15 protein-coding genes are annotated in these 19,801 nt (G+C 65.6%); 7 read left to right on the top strand and 8 right to left on the bottom strand.

From position 1 onward, the window contains the following. Positions 1–187 precede the first annotated feature (187 nt). The 5 genes from L0U80_RS02575 to panB all read left to right on the top strand — a co-directional run bounded on the left by L0U80_RS02575 (position 188) and on the right by panB (position 4,689). On the top strand, positions 188–874 hold the full coding sequence (locus L0U80_RS02575; RefSeq protein WP_233862322.1) for a histidinol-phosphatase: 687 nt from the start codon (positions 188–190) through the stop codon (positions 872–874). Continuing rightward, complete coding sequence (pcnB, locus tag L0U80_RS02570) at positions 871–2,508, top strand: polynucleotide adenylyltransferase PcnB (protein ID WP_233862321.1); 1,638 nt, start codon at positions 871–873, stop codon at positions 2,506–2,508. Before L0U80_RS02575 ends, pcnB begins: the two co-directional genes overlap by 4 nt. A 75-nt stretch (positions 2,509–2,583) precedes the next feature. Further along, positions 2,584–3,138 carry a 2-amino-4-hydroxy-6-hydroxymethyldihydropteridine diphosphokinase gene (gene folK, locus L0U80_RS02565; RefSeq protein WP_233862320.1) on the top strand — a complete coding sequence of 185 codons (555 nt, stop codon included), beginning with the start codon at positions 2,584–2,586 and terminating at the stop codon, positions 3,136–3,138. Further along, a complete protein-coding gene (locus tag L0U80_RS02560) occupies positions 3,135–3,821 on the top strand; it encodes a deoxynucleoside kinase (protein WP_233862319.1) in 687 nt (228 codons plus the stop codon). Before folK ends, L0U80_RS02560 begins: the two co-directional genes overlap by 4 nt. Positions 3,822–3,870: 49 nt before the next feature. Beyond that, positions 3,871–4,689, top strand: a complete 819-nt coding sequence (gene panB, locus L0U80_RS02555) for a 3-methyl-2-oxobutanoate hydroxymethyltransferase (RefSeq protein WP_124152650.1) — start codon at positions 3,871–3,873, stop codon at positions 4,687–4,689. Positions 4,690–4,783: 94 nt separating this feature from the next. Here panB and pabB read toward each other — a convergent pair whose 3' ends face one another. The 7 genes from pabB to hrcA all read right to left on the bottom strand — a co-directional run bounded on the left by pabB (position 4,784) and on the right by hrcA (position 14,055). Continuing rightward, entirely contained in the window at positions 4,784–6,655 is a 1,872-nt protein-coding gene (gene pabB, locus L0U80_RS02550; protein ID WP_233862317.1) for an aminodeoxychorismate synthase component I, read from the bottom strand. 58 nt (positions 6,656–6,713) lie between these two features. Next, positions 6,714–7,847 carry a molecular chaperone DnaJ gene (dnaJ, locus tag L0U80_RS02545; RefSeq protein WP_233862315.1) on the bottom strand — a complete coding sequence of 378 codons (1,134 nt, stop codon included), beginning with the start codon at positions 7,845–7,847 and terminating at the stop codon, positions 6,714–6,716. Between the two features lie 317 nt (positions 7,848–8,164). Then, entirely contained in the window at positions 8,165–10,108 is a 1,944-nt protein-coding gene (dnaK, locus tag L0U80_RS02540; protein WP_233862313.1) for a molecular chaperone DnaK, read from the bottom strand. 214 nt (positions 10,109–10,322) lie between these two features. Further along, complete coding sequence (gene grpE / locus L0U80_RS02535) at positions 10,323–10,907, bottom strand: nucleotide exchange factor GrpE (protein ID WP_233862312.1); 585 nt, start codon at positions 10,905–10,907, stop codon at positions 10,323–10,325. Between the two features lie 486 nt (positions 10,908–11,393). Further along, positions 11,394–11,801 carry an RNA-binding S4 domain-containing protein gene (locus tag L0U80_RS02530; protein ID WP_233862311.1) on the bottom strand — a complete coding sequence of 136 codons (408 nt, stop codon included), beginning with the start codon at positions 11,799–11,801 and terminating at the stop codon, positions 11,394–11,396. A gap of 30 nt (positions 11,802–11,831) precedes the next feature. Further along, the gene (gene hemH, locus L0U80_RS02525) at positions 11,832–12,899 is read right to left on the bottom strand and encodes a ferrochelatase (RefSeq protein ID WP_233862310.1); all 1,068 of its coding nucleotides are present in this window, start codon (positions 12,897–12,899) and stop codon (positions 11,832–11,834) included. Between the two features lie 136 nt (positions 12,900–13,035). Beyond that, entirely contained in the window at positions 13,036–14,055 is a 1,020-nt protein-coding gene (gene hrcA / locus L0U80_RS02520; protein ID WP_233862309.1) for a heat-inducible transcriptional repressor HrcA, read from the bottom strand. A gap of 212 nt (positions 14,056–14,267) precedes the next feature. Here hrcA and L0U80_RS02515 point away from each other — a divergent pair, with 212 nt between their 5' ends. Further along, positions 14,268–15,179, top strand: coding sequence for an NAD kinase (locus L0U80_RS02515; RefSeq protein WP_233862308.1), 912 nt, complete (start codon positions 14,268–14,270; stop codon positions 15,177–15,179). Between the two features lie 55 nt (positions 15,180–15,234). Next, positions 15,235–16,911: a DNA repair protein RecN gene (gene recN, locus L0U80_RS02510; protein WP_233862307.1), complete on the top strand. Its 1,677-nt coding sequence runs from the start codon at positions 15,235–15,237 to the stop codon at positions 16,909–16,911. A gap of 43 nt (positions 16,912–16,954) precedes the next feature. Here recN and glnE read toward each other — a convergent pair whose 3' ends face one another. Next, positions 16,955–19,753: a bifunctional [glutamate--ammonia ligase]-adenylyl-L-tyrosine phosphorylase/[glutamate--ammonia-ligase] adenylyltransferase gene (glnE, locus tag L0U80_RS02505; protein WP_233862306.1), complete on the bottom strand. Its 2,799-nt coding sequence runs from the start codon at positions 19,751–19,753 to the stop codon at positions 16,955–16,957. Between the last annotated feature and the right edge of the window lie 48 nt (positions 19,754–19,801).

Here is a 19,801-nt window from a genome sequence, read left to right as displayed (position 1 = left end):
ATGGCGAACTGGGGGACGAAGCCGGCGACAACGCTGACGCAGCCCCCGGGCCCTCTGCTGCGCCCGAAACACCCGCAGCCCCGGACAGCACCCCGGGCGAACCCGAAATCGACAGCCCACAGGGCCAAACCGCCCCAAACGCCGACGCCGGCAACGGCTTTACCCGCTTCAAGTAAAATGAGCGCCCATGGCTAATCTCGCACTCTTCGACCTCGATCACACGCTGATCCCTACCGACAGCGACCACGAATGGGGACGTTTCATGGTGAAGCTCGGCATCGTCGATGCCGAAGGCTTCGCGAAGCAGAACGACCGCTTCTACGCCGACTACAAGGCCGGCGTGCTGGACATCCACGCGTACCTCGTCGCCATGCTCACGCCGCTTGCGAAGTATTCGCGCTCGCAGCTGAAGGCATGGCATGACCAGTACATGCACGAAGTCATCAAACCGGCGATCGTGCCGGCGGCCATGGAGCTCGTGCGCAAGCACAAGGACGCGGGCGACCTCTGCTGCATGGTGACGGCGACGAACGAATTCATCACCAGTCCGATCGCCGAAGTGTTCGGCGTCGACAAGCTGATCGCCTGCGAAGCCGAAACCGTGGACGGCCATCCCGATTCGCCCTATACCGGCCGCCCGACCGGCACACCAAGCTACCGCGAAGGCAAGATCGTGCGCACCGAAGCGTGGCTCGCATCGCTCGGCAAGAAGTTGTCGGACTTCGAGCACAGCTACTTCTACAGCGATTCGCACAACGACATCCCGCTGCTGGAAAAGGTCACCGACCCGATCGCGACCAACCCCGACGCCACGCTACGCACACACGCGCAATCGGCAGGCTGGCGCATCCTCGATTTGTTCCAGGCATCGTGATCAAGAAACTCATCCGCAAGCTGTTCGGTCAGGACAGCACTTCCGAAGCGGCCGCAGAAGCCGCCTCCGCCGATGCGTCATCCGCGCCGGCACACGACGACACCTCGCACCGCACGCGCCGCAAGCCGGCCGCTACGTCGGGCGAAAAGACGCTCAAGGGGCCGAGGTCCCGCGCCGGCGCTAAAGGGTCTACGAACGGATCTGCGAAAAACGCCGAGCCGGTCATCCTCTCGCGCGACATCCACGGCATCGATCCTGCACTGATCTCGAAGAACGCGGTCCGCGTAACCGACGGTCTCCAGCAAGCGGGCTTCCGTGCGTTCATCGTTGGCGGCGCGGTACGCGACCTGCTGCTCGGCGTGGCGCCCAAGGACTTCGACGTCGCCACCGACGCCACGCCCGACCAGGTGCAGAAGCTCTTCCGGCGCGCACGCATCATCGGCCGGCGCTTCCAGATCGTGCATGTGCAGTTCGGGCAGGAAATCATCGAAGTCTCGACGTTCCGTGCGCTCGTCGATCCGCCGGCGCCGTCGGCCGAAGCCGCGCCTGCGAAGCGTCTGCGCCGCGAGGAACTCGACCGCCGCACGCACGCGGTGGACGCGAGCGGCCGCGTGCTGCGCGACAACGTGTGGGGCGAGCAGCACGAAGACGCCACGCGCCGCGACTTCACGATCAACGCGATGTACTACGATCCGTCGACGCAGACGGTGCTCGACTATCACAACGGCATGGCCGACATGCGCGCGCACCTGCTGCGCATGATCGGCGACCCGGCGACGCGCTTTCGCGAAGATCCGGTGCGCATGATGCGCGTGGTGCGTTTCGCGGCGAAGCTCGGCTTCGAGATCGAGGACCGCACGCGTGAGCCGATCAAGGAACTCGCCGACCTCATCAACAACGTCCCGGCCGCGCGTCTCTTCGACGAGATGCTCAAGCTGCTGTTGTCGGGCCACGCGCTCGAGTGCGTGAAATGGCTGCGCAAGGAAGGCCTGCATCATGGCCTCTTGCCGCTGCTCGACGTGATCCTCGAGCAACCGCAGGGCGAGCGCTTCATCTCGCTCGCGCTCTCGAGCACCGACGCGCGCGTGCGCGCGGGCAAGCCGGTCTCGCCGGGCTTCCTGTTCGCGACACTGCTCTGGCACGACGTCCAGCAACGCTGCCAGCAATTCGCAGCGGCCGGCGAATATCCGGTGCCCGCGCTCAATCACGCGATGGACGACGTGCTCGACGCGCAGACGGAGAAACTCGCGATCCATCGCCGCTATTCGTCGGACATGCGCGAGATCTGGGGCCTGCAGCAGCGCCTCGAAAAACGCGGCCGCGGCGCGCTCAAGCTGCTGGAACACCCGCGTTTCAGAGCAGGGTATGATTTCCTCCTGTTGCGTTGCGAGTCGGGTGAACTCGATGCAACGGTCGGCGAATGGTGGACGGATTTCATCGACGGCGACCCCGCCGCGCGCGAAACGCTTCTCGCCCAGGGCGGCAAAGAACGTCCGGCGCGCAAGCGCCGCCGCCGCGGAGGCGCGAAAAACCGCAAATCAGCCGAAGGTGCCGTGGGTGCCGACGGCGGCGCAACCGGTGCAGACACGGACGCATCGGAGCGCGCAGGCCACGACGGTCCGTACGAGGACTGACGCGTCAGTTGCCGTGGACGAAGCAGTCCGCGGGCAACTGGCGAACCGGAAACGACAGTCGCAGGAAGTGAAGCCATGACAGTTGCCTGGCTGGGAATCGGCGCGAATCTGGGGGATGCGCGCCAGACCCTCAAAGACGCGGTGGTGTGCCTCGCACAGCAGCACACCCTGACCGTGCTCGCCAAGTCGAGTGTCTACCGCACCGCGCCCATCGACGCGGGCGGCGACGACTATTTCAACTGCGTCGTGAAGCTCGACACCCCGCTCGGCGTGCGGGATCTGCTCGCGCTCTGCCAGCGCGTCGAGCATCACTTCGGCCGGGAGCGTCCCTTTCGCAACGCGCCGCGAACGCTCGACATCGACATCCTGCTGTTCGGCGACGCCGTGATCGACACGCCCGACCTGATCGTGCCGCATCCACGCATGACGATGCGCGCCTTCGTGCTCGTACCGGCCGTCGAGATCGAGCCCGGCCTCGTGATTCCCGGCCATGGTCCGGCAAACGCGCTCTTGCCTGCCGTCGCGGACCAGCGCATCGAGAAAGTGAAGCCACCGTGCCAATGCTTTGGCGCTGCGCCTGCCATCGATGGAGCGTCGGAAGCGCCGACGCCGGACGGTCCGTGCCGATGAACACACCGCTTACTACCGCCACGCGCACGACGCGTCCACCGTTACGCCACATCGCGATCGAAGGGCCGATCGGCGCGGGCAAGACGACGCTCGCCACGCGCCTCGCCGACCGCTGGGGGATGCGAACGCTCTTCGATTCGAACGCGTCCAATCCATTTCTCGCCCGCTACTACCGCGACACGTCGCGTCACGGCCTCGCCGCGCAGCTCCATTTCGCACTCCAGCGCGAGCACCTCTCGCAGGAAGTCGCGGCGCTGCGCGCGGCGGGTACGCCGCTCGTGACGAACTTCCTCGCCGAGCGCAATGACCTGTTCGCGCGCCTGACGCTGACCGACGAAGAACTGCCGTTGTACGAGGCGCTCGCCGCGCGGATCGTCACGCGTGCGCCGGCGCCGGACCTCGTCGTGTACCTGCAGGCGAGCCCCGAGGCGCTCTACGCACGCATCCAGAAGCGCGCGAATCCTGCCGAGCTGCCGATCACCGACGCCTTCCTGCGTGCCCTCTGCGACAGCTACAACGAATTTTTCTATCATTACGACCATGCGCCGGTGCTGACCGTCGGCGCCGAACACCTGAACCCGCTCGACTCCGACGCGGACCTTGCGCTGATCGCCGACCGGATCGGAGCGATGCGCGGCCGCAAGGAGACCTTCGTCATGGGCACGTCGCTCGCATCATCGTAAGCGGCGGTGCCCTTTCACTTTTGAGTTGCTTTACAACGGACTGCCCCCCATGACTTACCTGCAGGAAACGAGCCGCAGCGCCGTCACCGTGCCCAAACTCCAGGCCATGCGCGACGCCGGCGAACGCATCGCGATGCTGACCTGTTACGACGCGAGCTTCTCGTCGCTGTGCGACCGCGCGGGCGTCGACGTGCTGCTGATCGGCGATTCGCTCGGCAATGTGCTCCAGGGCCACACGACGACGCTGCCTGTCTCGCTCGACGACGTCGCGTACCACACCGCGTGCGTCGCGCGCGCGCAGCCGTCGGCGCTGATCATGGCCGATCTGCCGTTCGGCACGTTCGGCACGCCCGAAGAGGCGTTCGCGAGTTCGGTGAAGCTGATGCGCGCGGGCGCGCAGATGGTGAAGATCGAGGGCGGCGAATGGCTCGCGCCCACGGTGAAGATGCTGATCGAGCGCGCGGTGCCCGTGTGCGCGCATATCGGCCTCACGCCCCAGTCAGTGCATGCGTTCGGCGGCTTCAAGGTGCAGGGCAAGACCGAGAGCGGCGCGGCGCAGATGCTGCGCGACGCGCAGTCGCTGCAGGACGCAGGCGCCCAGATGGTGCTGATCGAGGCGGTGCCGTCGTCGCTCGGCGCGATGGTCACCAAGCAACTGCGCGTCCCGACGATCGGGATCGGTGCCGGTGTGGACTGCTCGGGTCAAGTGCTCGTGCTGCACGACATGCTCGGCATTTTTCCCGGCAAGCGTCCGCGCTTCGTGAAGGATTTCATGCAGGGGCAGCCGAATATCGAGTCGGCCGTCGCCGCTTATGTGAAGGCCGTGAAGGACGGTTCGTTCCCTGGGCCTGAGCACGCGTTTCAGTAAAAGCCCGTGAAAAAGGGCGCGGCGTTGAATGCGCCGCGCCCTTTTCTATTTTCTCTGTGGCGCTGCCGACCGGCACAACGCCCTCCTCAAACCGTCAGACCAGCCGCGCAGCCACCGCTCCACGCAGCGCGTTGGAGACCATGAGCGCCTGTGCATTCAGCACATCCTCCCGCGTGAGCACGCGCTCATGCGCATTCAGCGTCACGTCTTCGAGCAGCACGGCTCGCATCACACCCGGAAGCACGCCCGACGAAAGCGGCGGCGTCCACCACTTCCCGCCCAGCTTGACGAATACGTTCGCCCGCCCGCCTTCGGTCAGCTCACCGCGCTCGTTGAAGAACAGCATGTCGAAGGCGCCCTGTGCTTCGGCCTCGCGCCACGCACGGTCGAAATCGGCACGGCGGGTCGTCTTGCGCAGCAGCAGCGCGTCGGCCGAGGCCACCGGCGCAAAACCGTGATCGGACGCGAGCATCACGCCGACCGGTTCCGCCGCCAACGGCGCGAGTGCCGCGAAGCTCAGTTGCACCGCACCGTCCTTGCCGAGCGCGACACGCACGCGATGCGGCACGCCATCGGGCAGCCCGGCGCAGGTCGTCGCAAGACGCGCACGCAGTGCATCGACGTCGCATGCGAAGCCGAGCCACGCGGCACCCGCCGCGAGCCGCGCGAGATGCCGCTCGATGTGACGCACACCGTCGGCACGCGTCGCGTACATCGTTTCGAACAACTCGATGCCGGGATCGGCCCCAGTCAGGAATCGTGCTTTCAAACGGGTCTCCTCGTATTCGTCGGCGGCGACGCTGTCGAGCACGATGCCCGCGCCCACGCCCATTTCGCCTCGCCGCACACTGCCCGGCGCCACGGGTGCATCGAGCGTCAGCGTGCGGATCACGACCGAGAGGCAGAAGTCGCCGCATGCGTCGTCAGTGGGCGCGTCGAGCCAGCCTATCGTCCCCGTGTACAGACCGCGCGGACCATGCTCGATCGCGTCGATCAACTCCATCGTGCGGTGCTTCGGCGCCCCTGTGATCGACCCGCAGGGAAAGAGCGCGCGCATGACATCGGCGAACGACGTGCGCGCTCGCAAGCGCGCCTCGACCGTCGACGTCATCTGCCACACCGACGCATACGCTTCCACGCTGAAGAGCGCGGGGACGTGCACCGAGCCCGTTTGCGCCACGCGCGAGAGATCGTTGCGCAGCAGATCGACGATCATCACGTTTTCGGCGCGGTTCTTGGGATCGCTCGCGAGGAATCGTGCAGCGGCACGATCGGCCTCCGGATCGGCCGCGCGCGCGACGGTGCCTTTCATCGGTTTTGCGCGCAACGTGTCGCCATGTTTTTCGACGAACAGTTCAGGCGAGCACGAGAGCACCCAGCGGTCGCCCGGCAGCGCGATCAGCGCGCCATACGGCACGCGCTGGCGCTCACGCAGTCGCCGGTAAAGCGCAACGGGTGCCCCGAACGACTCGAATTGCAGCCGATAGGTGTAATTGATCTGATACGACTCGCCCGCGCGCAGCGCCGCATGCACGGCCTCGATATCCGCTTCGAACTGCGTACGATCGACGTCGGGCACGATGCCCGCAACACCGGCCGGCGCGGGCGCGTCGGCGCCTTCGCGCGCGGCGAGCCAGGCATCGGCTTCCTCGCGCGACAATCGCTCACACCGTTCGAACAATAAAAAACGCAGCGCGGCGTCGCCGCACTGCGTTTCGTTGGACTCCCGGGCATCGTGCCTCGCGAACTGCAGATCACGCCCGAAGGCGTAATCGCCGAGCAAGACGGAATGCAGCCCCGCACGCAGATCGTCATCGACATCGCGGCACACCGCCTCGAGATCCTGCGGCCGGCTGCAGACACGCTCGCGCACGAATCCTGTGTAGAGACGACTCGTGCGCTGCGCCGCAGTCGAATTGCCATCATCGAGCAGCGCGAACACTGCGCCGCCGTCATTCGCTGCCATAGACACTACCTGCTGCAATGCCGGCGGCACTGCAATGTGCCGCCGGTATAGAACCCGCTCAGTCGAAGAAGCTCTTCACGCGATCGAACCAGCTCTTGCTCTGCGGGCTGTGCCGCGCGCCGCCTTCCACGAGCGACTTCTCGAACTGCTGGAGCAGGTCGCGTTGCTGCTCGGTGAGCTTGACCGGCGTTTCGACCTGAACATGCACGTACAGATCACCGGCGATGCTCGAACGCAGACCCTTGATGCCCTTGCCACGCAGACGGAACGTCTTTCCCGACTGCGTACCCTCGGGCACCGTGAAGCTTGCGCGGCCCGCGAGCGTCGGCACTTCGATCTCGCCGCCAAGTGCCGCCGTCGTGAACGGAATCGGCATCTGGCAATGCAGGTCGTCGCCGTCGCGCTCGAACACCGAATGCGACTTGATGTGGATCTCGACGTAGAGATCGCCAGCCGGCCCGCCGTTGATGCCCGGCTCGCCATTGCCGGCCGAGCGGATGCGCATGCCGTCGTCGATGCCCGCCGGAATCTTCACTTCGAGCGTCTTGGTTTCCTTCACCTTGCCCGCGCCGTGGCAGTTCGTGCAGGGATCGGGAATATACGAACCGGTGCCGTGGCACTTCGGGCAGGTCTGCTGAATGCTGAAGAAACCCTGCGACATGCGCACCGAACCCGAGCCGTGACAGGTCGGGCAGCTTTCCGGCTTGGTGCCGGGCTTCGCGCCCGAGCCGTGACAGACCTCACAACCGCTCCAGCCCGGAACGCGGATCTGCGTTTCGTAGCCGTGCGCGGCCTGCTCGAGCGTGATCTCCATGCTGTAGCGCAGGTCCGCGCCGCGATACACCTGCGGACCGCTGCGTGCACCGGCGCGGCCGCCAGCGGCCTGGCCGAAGATGTCGCCGAAGATGTCGCCGAACGCATCCGCGAAACCGCCGAAGCCCTGTGCACCCGCGCCGCCCATGTTCGGATCGACGCCCGCGTGCCCGTACTGGTCGTAGGCCGCACGCTTTTGCGAGTCCGACAGCATTTCATAGGCTTCCTTCACCTCCTTGAAATGCTCTTCCGCGTCCTTGTTGTCCGGATTGCGGTCAGGGTGGTACTTCATCGCCAGCTTGCGATACGCCTTCTTGATTTCGTCATCGCTAGCGTTCTTCGCGACGCCCAGAACCTCGTAGTAATCCCGTTTCGCCATATCGGTTCAACGCCGGTCATGCGCGCGCGTGCGCGTGCCGGCTCCTCATGAATGCTGGATCTCGCGACCCGTATGCCGCCCTCGTCGAACGCCGTCGCGCCTTGCTGCGGCGCATCCGGCCCCCCTGTCGCGAGCGGCCTCCAAAAAACAAATGTGCCCGGAGAGCCGTGAAGGCTCGCCAGGCGTTAAGCAAACTGCACGCATCGTAACCGATGCGGCCGGTTCCCGCCGCAGTGTCCCACGTCGCTGCAGCCGGCGAGGCCTCCTTCGAAGCCCCGCTTGCCACCGCGACCAGACTGTCCGGCGAGTACCTGGCCTTAGTCCTTCTTGACTTCCTTGAAGTCGGCGTCGACCACGTCGTCGGCCTGCTGCGCGCTTTCCTGCGCACCGCCGGCTGCCCCTGCGGCACCGGCGGCGCCTGCCTGCTGCGCCTGTATGTCGGCGTACATCTTCTCGCCAAGCTTCTGCGACGCCGTCGACAGCGCCTCGACCTTCGCATCGATCGTCGCCTTGTCAGCCGACGAGCTCTTCAGCGTCTCTTCGAGATCCTTCAGCGCGGCTTCGATCTTCTCCTTCTCGCTGGCGTCGATCTTGTCGCCGTACTCGGCCACGGCCTTCTTCGTGCTGTGAACCAGCGCGTCGCCCTGGTTGCGCGCGTCGGCCAGCTCACGCAGGCGGTGATCTTCTTCCGCGTTCGCTTCGGCGTCCTTCACCATCTTCTCGATCTCGGCGTCCGAGAGACCCGAGTTCGCCTTGATCGTGATGCGGTTTTCCTTGCCGGTCGCCTTGTCCTTCGCGCCGACGTGCAGGATGCCGTTCGCGTCGATGTCGAAGCTCACTTCGATCTGCGGCACGCCACGTGGTGCGGGCGGAATGCCTTCGAGGTTGAACTCGCCGAGCAGCTTGTTGCCGGCTGCCATTTCGCGTTCGCCCTGGAACACCTTGATCGTCACGGCGCCCTGGTTGTCGTCCGCCGTCGAGTACACCTGCGCGTGCTTCGTCGGGATCGTCGTGTTCTTGTTGATCATCTTCGTCATCACGCCGCCGAGCGTCTCGATACCGAGCGAGAGCGGGGTCACGTCGAGCAGCAGCACGTCCTTACGGTCGCCCGAGAGCACCTGGCCCTGAATCGCGGCGCCGACTGCGACGGCTTCGTCCGGGTTCACGTCACGGCGCGGGTCCTTGCCGAAGAACTCCTTCACCTTCTCCAGGACCTTCGGCATACGCGTCTGGCCGCCGACGAGAATCACGTCGTTGATGTCGCTGACCTTCACGCCTGCATCCTTGATCGCGACACGGCACGGCTCCATCGTGCGCTCGATCAGGTCTTCAACCAGTGCTTCGAGCTTGGCGCGCGTGATCTTCAGGTTCAAGTGCTTCGGACCCGAGGCATCGGCCGTGATGTACGGCAGGTTGATTTCGGTCTGCTGGCCCGCCGACAGTTCGATCTTGGCCTTTTCAGCGGCTTCCTTCAGGCGTTGCAGCGCGAGCACGTCCTTCGAGAGGTCGACGCCCTGCTCCTTCTTGAACTCCCCGATGATGTAATCGATGATGCGCTGGTCGAAGTCTTCACCGCCGAGGAACGTGTCGCCGTTCGTCGAGAGCACTTCGAACTGCATTTCGCCGTCAACGTCGGCGATTTCGATGATCGAGATGTCGAACGTGCCGCCGCCCAGGTCGAACACGGCGATCTTGCGGTCGCCCTTTTCGGCCTTGTCGAGACCGAACGCGAGCGCGGCTGCCGTCGGCTCGTTGATGATGCGCTTGACTTCCAGGCCCGCGATGCGGCCGGCGTCCTTCGTGGCCTGACGCTGGCTGTCGTTGAAGTACGCGGGAACCGTGATCACGGCTTCGGTGACCGGCTCGCCGAGGTAGTCTTCAGCGGTCTTCTTCATCTTGCGCAGGACTTCGGCCGAAACCTGCGACGGCGCGAGCTTCGAGCCGTGCGCTTCGACCCACGCGTCGCCGTTGTCGTGCTTGACGATCTTGTAGGGCATCAGGCCGATGTCCTTCTGCACTTCCTTCTCGTCGAAGCGGCGGCCGATCAGGCGCTTGACTGCGTAAAGCGTGTTCTTCGGGTTCGTGACCGACTGGCGCTTGGCCGGCGCGCCGACCAGCACTTCGTTGTCGTCCATGTAGGCGATGATGGACGGCGTCGTGCGTGCGCCTTCCTGGTTCTCGATCACCTTGACCTGATTGCCTTCCATGATCGCGACACACGAGTTCGTGGTGCCGAGGTCAATACCGATGATTTTGCCCATGTTTATCAATTCTCCAATGTTTGGTCGCTGTGCGGACCGCCGCTCGCGCTCTGGCTAATGCCTTGCCGCGCTGGCGTCCGCTTCAATCCGGAACTGCTGTCCAAATAAGTGCCACTGCGGCGTTTTCAAGACCCTGGACACTATCTGGTCATTAATTTTTTTCAATCACCCGCCGCGCGGATACCGCATCCACCCGCGGCGGCTTTCATTGCGCTTACTTCGGCTGGGAAACGGTGACGAGCGCCGGGCGCAGCACGCGGTCGGCGATCACGTAACCCTTCTGCAGCACGTTGACGACGGTGTTCGCTTCCTGCTCGGACGGCACCATCGAAATGGCCTGATGGCGATGCGGATCGAATTTCTCGCCGACCGGGTTGATGGCGACGACGCGCCCCTTCTCCAGCGCGCCGGTGAGTTGCTTGAACGTCAGCTCGACGCCCTCGCGCACCTTCGCCAGATCGTCCGACTCGTGGGCGATGGCGGCTTCGAGGCTGTCCATGACCGGCAGCAGGTGCTCGGCGAAGTTCTCGATGGCGAACTTGTGAGCCTTCTGGACGTCTTCCTGCGCACGGCGGCGCACATTTTCGGTTTCCGCCTTCGCACGGACGAATGCGTCATGCAGCTCGGCGATCTTCGCCTGCGCTTCGGCGAGCGCGGCCTCCACGCCGCCCAGCGCCGCTGCTTCGGCGGCTTCAGCCGACTCGCCTGCCGTTGCAGGTTGTGCGCTTGCGCCGGCTTGCGACGGATCGTCCGCGGGCTGGGGGTTCTGGCTCGTCGGGTTCTCTTGCGTGTTTTCCATGTCGCTAAACGTGGTTGGATAGAAAAAAAGGGAGCAAAGCGCCGGGAAACCTGCCCGGCGGTTCGCGCTGTGTTGTTCACGCGCGACATCCGCTTTGCGCATCGACACCTCACATGGGTGCCAGATCGCCGATTTCAAGGGCTTTCCGCGCGTTTTTTCCAGCGCTGACAGACGGAGGAAATCGTGCGTTACAACCATTACCGCAGCGCCGCAAGAATGAAATTGAGTGCGCCGCGTCGCTGACCTAAACTCGGGAATAGATGCTGCTCTCAGCGCGTATACCCTGACACAAGCATCAAACCGAACTGGCCGCAAGCTAGCCGTTTCGCAGTGCAATCTCCCGGGGGAGTACCGTGAAACTGACCTTTGCAACAGCGGTGGTCGCGTTGGTACTCATCGCCGGAACCACCACGATCTGCATGTCGGGTGCCGTCAACGAAAACACGACGGAATACGGTGGCGTTCACGCCACGATGGAAGCGTTATTCAACCCTCACGCCCAAGTTTGTCGATAGTGCGGCGGTCGCGTTTAGTCGGCCTGCCCTGCAGCGCCGACGCGGGTTCGCGAAACAGCCGCCGCCGCTCCTGCTCCGCGGCGCGCCGCGCGCGCCCGGTTTCCGTCTCGGCATAAAGTGTCTGCGCGATGCTGGCCGGGCCGCGCACGTCGCACAGGCCTAGCACCTCGACCTCCCAGACCACGTGATCGATCTCGATTTCAACGAGGTCGCCCACGCGCACGTCCCTCGACGCCTTCACCGGATCGCCGCCGATCCGCACGCGCCCCTTGCCGATCGCATCCGAGGCAAGCGAGCGGGTCTTGAAGAAACGGGCCGCCCACAACCACTTGTCGATGCGCAGACGAGCGGACGGTTCAGTCGAGATCTTGTAATTCATACGATGAATTGGCAGTAAGAACGCGCCCGCTCAGGCAACGGCGCGTGCGGGCGACGCGGCCTGCACCGGCCATCCCTGCAGATTCTGCGCGACGATTTCGCCGAGCGCGGCGATCCACGCCGTCGATGCGTTCAGGCAAGGAATACGGTGGAACTCCTTGCCGCCGGCCTTGAGGAATTCGTCGCGCACTTCCATGCCGATTTCCTCGATGGTTTCGAGGCAGTCGGCGGTGAACCCGGGGCAGAAGACGTCCACACGGCGCACGCCGCCCTGGCCAAGCTCGCGCAACGTAGGCGCTGTGTCCGGCTGAAGCCACTGCGCGCGGCCAAAACGGGACTGGAACGTGACGCGGCACTCGATGGGCGTGAGTCCGAGCGCTTGCATGAGCAGCGACGCGGTCTGCTGGCACTGGTCGTGATACGGGTCGCCGAGGTCGAGCGTGCGGCTCGGCACGCCGTGGAAGCTCAAGACGAGGCGCTCACCCGCCGCGAAATCAGGCCGTCCATGCGCGTGCCAGTACTGGTGGACCTGCGCGGCGAGCGCCGCGATATAGGCCGGGTGGTCGTGATACGCGCGCACGGTGCGGATTTCCGGCTGGTTGCGCATGCGCCGCAGCGCGTCGAACGCGGCGTCGAACGCGGTGGCCGTGGTCGAGGCCGAGTACTGCGGATACATCGGCACGAGCAGGATGCGCTCCGCGCCCGCGAGCTTGAGCTGGTTGAGCATCGCCGGGATGTCGGGCGTGCCATAGCGCATCGCGTAATCGACGATCACCGTGTAGTCGTTCGCATGCAGCAGCTGGCGCAGGCCGTCGGCCTGCTTCTGCGTGTGAACGCGCAACGGCGAGCCTTCGGGCGTCCAGACGGCCGCGTACTTTTTCGCCGACGAGCGCCCGCGCATGGGCAGGATCAGCCCGCGCAGGATGACCTGCCAGACGGGCGCGGGAATCTCGACCACACGACGATCGGAAAGGAATTGGGCCAGATAGCGGCGCACCGCACGCGGCGTGGGTGCGTCCGGTGTGCCCAGATTGATGAGCAGCACCGCGACGCGATGCGCGACGGCCGACTGCAGCGGCCGCTCCAGATCGAAACGCATAGGCGGTCAGTTGCGCCGCGCGAGCACGCGGCAACAGTTGCACAAGGCAAACATTATAGCGGCCGGGTCACACGCGCCTACCTGGCCGTCCGGCCGATGGCGCGACGCACGCGACTGCCCGATGATGATCACGTGCTCAGTTCTGGCTGAGCGTGAGCGAAAGGAGGCGCGCCGTAATGTCGACGATGGGAATCACACGGTTGTACGCCATGCGCGTCGGGCCGATAACGCCAAGCGTGCCCACGATCTTGCCGTTGACTTCATACGGCGCCGTGACAACGCTCATTTCCTCGATCGGCACGAGATTCGACTCGCCGCCAATGAAAATCTGGACGCCCTGCGCGTGGCTCGATACGTCGAGCAACTGCAGCAGGCTCGTTTTCTGGTCGAACACGTCGAAGAGCCGGCGAAGCCGCGCCATGTCCGAGGAAAGATCGGCTACTTCCAGCAGATTGCGCTCGCCCGAGATGAGCACGGTCTCGCCGGTATCGGTTTCGTCGGTGCTCGCGGTCACCGCCGCGTGCATGAGCGTGGTCATGTCGCCGCGCAGCGCGTCGATTTCGTCGCGCAGGCGCTGGCGTACTTCGTCGAACGAGAGGCCCGCGAAATGCGCGTTGATGTAGTTCGAGGCTTCGATCAGTTCCGACGGCGCGAAATCGCGCTGCGTCGCCATGATGCGGTTTTGCACGTCGCCTTCAGGCGTCACGATGATGAGCAGGATGCGCTTGTCCGACAGACGCATGAACTCGATCTGCTTGAACACGTGACTGCGTCGCGGCGTCATCACCACGCCCGCGAACTGCGAGAGATTCGAGAGCACGCTCGCCGCGGCCGCCACCACTTTTTGCGGCTCACCCGGGCGCAGCGTCGTCTTGACGGCACGCGTGACGGCTTCGTCATCGGCCGTGTGCTCGACGGTGAGCATCGTATCGACGAACAAACGGTAGCCGCGCGGCGTAGGTATGCGCCCCGCCGACGTGTGCGGGCTGGACACCAGCCCCAGCTCCTCCAGATCCGACATGACATTGCGGATCGTCGCCGGGCTCAATTCAAGGCCGGAATAGCGCGAAAGCGTGCGCGACCCGACCGGCTGACCTTCGGCGATGTAGCGCTCGATCAGCGTCTTGAGGAGGGTTTGTGCGCGGGGATCTAGCATGAGGGAAAATTTTAGCCTAATGGCGCGACGGCGGCGAGTGCACGCCCGGCCGCGCCGGGCGCCGCCGGAGCATCATTGCCCGGAAGCGACTGTGACGCGCGAAGCTGTCATCACCACGTCACCGATTTTAACGGGAAATGCGCGAGGCGCCGCCGCCCGCCCGCGGGGGCCGCCAGGTTCTTTTCATGACCTGACTATGGTGTAATGCCGGCATGCAGACCCAGAAGATTCACAGCCAGTTCAAGACCGTTGCGCTTGTCGGACGCAGCCAGACGCCGGGCATCGGCGAGCCGTTGATCGCGCTCGCTCAGACCATCTCGAAGCTCGGTTTCGCGGTGGTGTTCGAGGCGCAAACAGCCCAGGAAATCGGCGCAAGCGGCTATCCCGCGCTCCAGCCCGACGAAATCGGCACGCGCGCGGATGTCGCCGTCGTGCTCGGCGGCGACGGTACGATGCTCGGCATCGGCCGCCAGCTCGCGCCCTACGGTACACCGCTCATCGGCATCAACCATGGGCGGCTCGGCTTCATCACCGACATCCCGTTCAAGGATATGCAGGAGGTCGTGCCGCAACTGCTCGCCGGCTCGTTCGAGCGGGAGGAGCGCATGCTGCTGGAGTCGCGCATCACACGCGACGGCGAGCCGATCTATCACGCGGTCGCGTTCAACGACGTCGTCGTGAACCGCAGCGGCTTCTCCGGCATGGCGGAGCTACGCGTGAACGTCGATGGCCGTTTCATGTACAACCAGCGCTCGGACGGACTGATCGTTTCGACGCCCACAGGATCGACCGCCTACGCGCTCTCGTCGAACGGGCCGATCCTGCATCCGCAGCTCAAGGGCATCGTGCTCGTGCCGATCGCGCCGCACGCGCTCTCGAATCGCCCGATCGTGCTGCCGGACGACTGCAAGGTGAGCATCCAGATCGTTTCGGGCCGCGACGTCAACGTGAACTTCGACATGCAGTCGTTCACGTCGCTCGAACTCGGCGACGTGATCGAGGTGCGCCGCTCGCGCCATACCGTGACGGTCCTGCACCCGGTCGGCTACAGCTATTACGCGACGCTGCGCAAGAAGCTCCACTGGAACGAACACCCGTCGCTGCTCGACGACCCGGAAGACTGACGCCGTCCCAACCCACACGCCCATCCAACACGCCAGCAGCCAGACGCCAGGACCCATGCTCCGTCATCTCTCGATTCGCGACTTCGTGATCGTCGCGGCGCTCGACCTCGAATTCGACAGCGGCTTTTCCGTCTTCTCCGGCGAAACCGGCGCGGGCAAATCCATTCTGATCGATGCGCTGGCGCTGACGCTCGGCGTGCGCGCAGATGCCGGCGTCGTGCGCACGGGCGAGACGCGCGCCGACATCACGGCCGAATTCGAGGCGCCGCCGCACGTCGCCGCATGGCTCGACGAGCAGGCGCTCGCGAGCCCCGACGGCGACGGTGTCGTCATGCTGCGCCGCGTCGTGGACAGCGGCGGACGCTCGCGCGCGTTCATCAACGGAACGCCCGCCACGCTTGCGCAATTGCGCGAAGTGGGCGAAATGCTCGTGGACATCCACGGCCAGCACGCGCACCAGTTGCTGATGCGGCCCGACGCGCAGCGCGAACTCTTCGACACCCACGCGGGCCTCACGGACCTCGCTGCCGCCGTCACGCGCACATGGCGCACCGCGCGAGACGCGCGCCAAGCCGTCGAACACGCGCTCTCGCGCGACCGCGAGCTGCAGCTAGAACGCGAACGGCTCGCATGGCAGCTAGCCGAACTCGACAAGCTCGCGCCACAGCCGGGCGAGTGGGAGGAAGTGAACGCCGAGCATCGGCGGCTCTCGCATTCGGCGAATCTGATCGATGGCGTGCAAGGTGCGCTTGCCGCCCTGTCCGAGTCGGACGAGGCAATGATCTCGCATCTGAACTCGATCGTTTCGAAGCTTCGCGATCTCGCGGAGATCGACCCGGCGCTCGGCGATGCACTCGCTGCGCTCGAACCGGCTGCGATCCAGTTGCAGGAAGCCTCGTACTCGCTCTCGCACTACGCGCAACGGCTCGAGCTTGATCCCGAGCGGCTCGCGCAGGTGGAGAAGCGCCTCGACGCGCTGCATTCGGCAGCGCGCAAGTTCCGTCTTCAGGCCGAGTCGCTGCCGGAAGAACACGCGGCGCGGCGCGCGCAACTCGCGACGCTCGACGCCGCCGCCGATCTCGACGGCCTGCGCGCCGCAGCGGATCGCGCCCACGAGGCGTATCTCGTCGAAGCGAAGCAGCTCTCGAAGGCGCGCGAGAAGGCCGCGAAAGCGCTTGGCGCGGCGGTGACGCAAGGCATGCAGGAACTCTCGATGAAGGGCGGCAGTTTCGAAGTCGCGCTGGTGCCGCTCGCGAACGGTGCCGGCGGCGAAGGCGGCGGCGCGCATGGTCTTGAGCAGATCGAATTTCGCGTGGCGGGCCACGCGGGCGTGCCGTTGCGGCCGCTCGCGAAGATCGCCTCAGGTGGCGAACTCGCGCGGATCAGTCTCGCCCTCGCCGTGATCGCAAGCGCCGCGAGCCCCACGCCGACGCTGATCTTCGACGAAGTCGACACCGGCATTGGAGGCGGCGTCGCGGAAGTGGTCGGCAGGCTGCTCCATCAACTCGGGCGCGAGCGTCAGGTGCTATGCGTCACGCACTTGCCGCAGGTCGCCGCGCGCGGCGAGCATCACTTCCAGGTCTCGAAGGCGAGCGACGGAAACGGCGGCACACTCTCGCTCGTCACGACGCTCGACAAACCCGGGCGCGTCGAGGAAGTGGCGCGTATGCTGGGCGGACTCGAAATCACCGCCACGACGAGGCGTCACGCCAAGGAAATGCTGGCGGCGTAAGCGCGATCCGCGGCGCGGCGGCCACGTCCGCGCGCCCGCGGCATCAACCCCGATCGCCGAACACCCGCTTCCACAACGCCAGCACCGCGTCGCGCTGCGCCTCGACGCGCTCCGGCTCGACGCGCGCGACTTCCATGCCGTCGAGCCGCACACGGTGCTGCAGCTTACGATATAGCCGGTACGCCGAACCGATCGTTTCTGCCTCTTCTTCACCCATCAGTCCGAAGCGCGACACCTCGCGCAACAGCGCGATGTTGCCCGTGTTGCGGATCAGTTCGGGGTCCTGTGCAGCGTGCAGCAGCACCCAGTACTGCACCAGGAACTCGATATCGACCATGCCACCGCGGTCGTGCTTCAGATCGAAAAGCTCGGTGTGATTGGGATGGCCGTCCTCCACGCGCTGACGCATCTCGACGATTTCCTTCGCGAGCGGCGCTGCATCGCGCGATGTCGTGAGCACCTGGACGCGGATCGCCTCGAACGCGTTGCCGATCGCTTCGTCACCAGCCGAAAACCGCGCACGCGTCAGCGCCTGATGCTCCCACACCCACGCCGTGTTCGCCGCGTCGCCCTCGCGTAGCTGATAGCGGCGGAACGCGTCGAGATCGGTGACGAGCATCCCCGATTCGCCGTTCGGCCGCAGCCGCAGATCGATATCGAACAGCGTGCCCGCGCCCGTTGCCGTGGTCAGCCACGTAATGAGGCGGCGCGCGAACAATGCGTAGATTTCCGAAGCACGCTCGTCATCGTCGTCGTAGAGGAAGATCAGGTCGAGATCCGATGCGTAACCGAGTTCCTTGCCGCCCAGCTTGCCATACGCAATCGCAGCGAAACGCGGCACTTCGCGGTGACGTTTCGGAAACTGCTGCCAGACCGCTTCGATGGTCACGTCGAGCACCGCATCCGCGAGCGCCGAGAGCTGGTCGCTCACATGCTCGACGGAGAGCAGCCCTCCCAGATCGTTCAGCAGGATGCGAAACACTTCGGCCTGGTGCGCGTGGCGCAGCAGGTCCATCTGCTGCTCGACGTCCGCAGCCGCGGCGAGCCGCAGACGCAAGTGGCGCGAGAACTCGGGCCAGTCGAACGGTGTGGCGATGGCTTCGTCGTCGAGCAGTTCGTCGAGCAGCTGAGGATGGCGGATCAGATAGCCCGCTCCCCAGCGCGTCGCGCCCAGCACCTTCAGCACACGGTTGAGCGCGTCCGGGTATTCGGTGAGCAGCGCGAGGTAGGCCCCGCGCCGGCCCACCGCGTCGAGCAGGTCGAACATGCGCACGAGCGTGTCGCCGCGCCGCTCGCGGGGCTCCAGCGTCCGCGCGGCTTCGAGCGCGCGCTGCGCCACGCTGTCAAAACGCTGGCGGCTCTTCTCAGGCAGCCCAGCGTAACGCGACGAACGCCACATCCCGCGCAGCCTCGAAAGCAGCGGCGCCGGATCGTCGATGCCAAGCCCGCCAAGGAGTTCGAGCAGCTCATCGTCGGTGCCGTCTTCCGCGAGTACCTCGCTCCACACGGCCGCGCCCACTGCGTCATCGGACGCAGCGCTGCCGTCGCCGTTGGCCTTGTCGGCGAAGATCTGGTCGAACTGGCGCTCCACTACGTCGCGATGGGCGTCGAGTACAGTCATCAGTGAGGCATAGTCGTCAAAGCCCATCGAGCCCGCCAGCAGCGCGCGCTCAGCCGGATCGACCGGCATGGCATGCGTCTGCGCATCGTCGCGGTATTGCAGACGGTGTTCCAGTTCGCGCAAGAAGTTGTATGCGCGCGAGAGGTCCGTGCAGACCTCATGGGCGATCAGTCCACGCGCCGCGGCGTACCCGAGCACGGCGAGCGTCGGCCGCACGCGAAAACCCGCGTCCTGGCCGCCGCGGATCAGCTGGAACACCTGGGCGCTGAACTCGATCTCGCGGATGCCGCCGCGCCCGAGCTTGATGTCGTCTGCCTTGTCAGGGCGCATGTGGGCGCGGCGCTGCGCTTCGTGGCGGATCTGGACGTGCAGCGACCGGATCGCGCTGATCACGCCGAAGTCCAGGTAGCGCCGGTACACGAACGGCTTCACGAGCGCATCGAGCTGCGAGGCGAGGCGCAGCCCGCTCTCGCTCTCCTCCTCCGAAACGAGGCGCCCCTTTATCCACGCATAGCGCTCCCACTCGCGGCCCTGCACGTAAAAATATTCTTCGAGCATGCCGAGGCTGCACACGAGCGGCCCCGAGTCGCCGTTCGGCCGCAACCGCATGTCGACGCGGAACACGAAGCCATCTGCGGTCACATCGGAGAGCGCGCCGATCAGGCGCTTGCCCATGCGCGTGAAAAAGTCCTGCGCCGCGATGGGCGAGCGCTGGCCGCCCGTCGTTTCGCCGTCGTCCTCGTAGACGAAGATGAGGTCGATATCCGACGAAACGTTCAGCTCACGCCCGCCCAGCTTGCCCATGCCGACGACGCCGAGCGTAAGACGCTCGCCGTTCGGCCCGCGCGGCTCGCCAAAAAGCGCTTCGAGGTCGGCGCTGAGGACCGCCAGCGCGCGCTGGATCGCGACTTCGGCCAGGTCGGTCATCGTTCCGGTGACTTCACCGACGTCGGCCACGCGCCCGAGGTCGCGCTCCATGACGGCGCAGATCGTCTCGACGCGCAGCTGGCGCAGCGCTTTCTTCAACTGCTCGTCGGTGAGCGGCACGCCAGGCATGCCGCCCGCCTGCGCGCACAACGCGTCGAGGCGCGCAACGAGACGCTCGCGCGTAATCGGCTCGGCGGCCAGCGACCTGACCTGCTCTGCGAGATCGGGACGGGCCGCATACGCGCGCGTCGCGTAGCGGGAATAGGTGGCACTGAGAAGAGGCAGGTCGGTCATGAAAGCGTGGCTCGCTGGGGCACGGCGGCGGCGCGCGCGTTTGCTGGC

Source organism: Paraburkholderia adhaesiva, assembly GCF_021390575.1.
GTDB lineage: Bacteria > Pseudomonadota > Gammaproteobacteria > Burkholderiales > Burkholderiaceae > Paraburkholderia > Paraburkholderia adhaesiva.
This window is presented reverse-complemented; position numbering and strand designations above follow the sequence as displayed.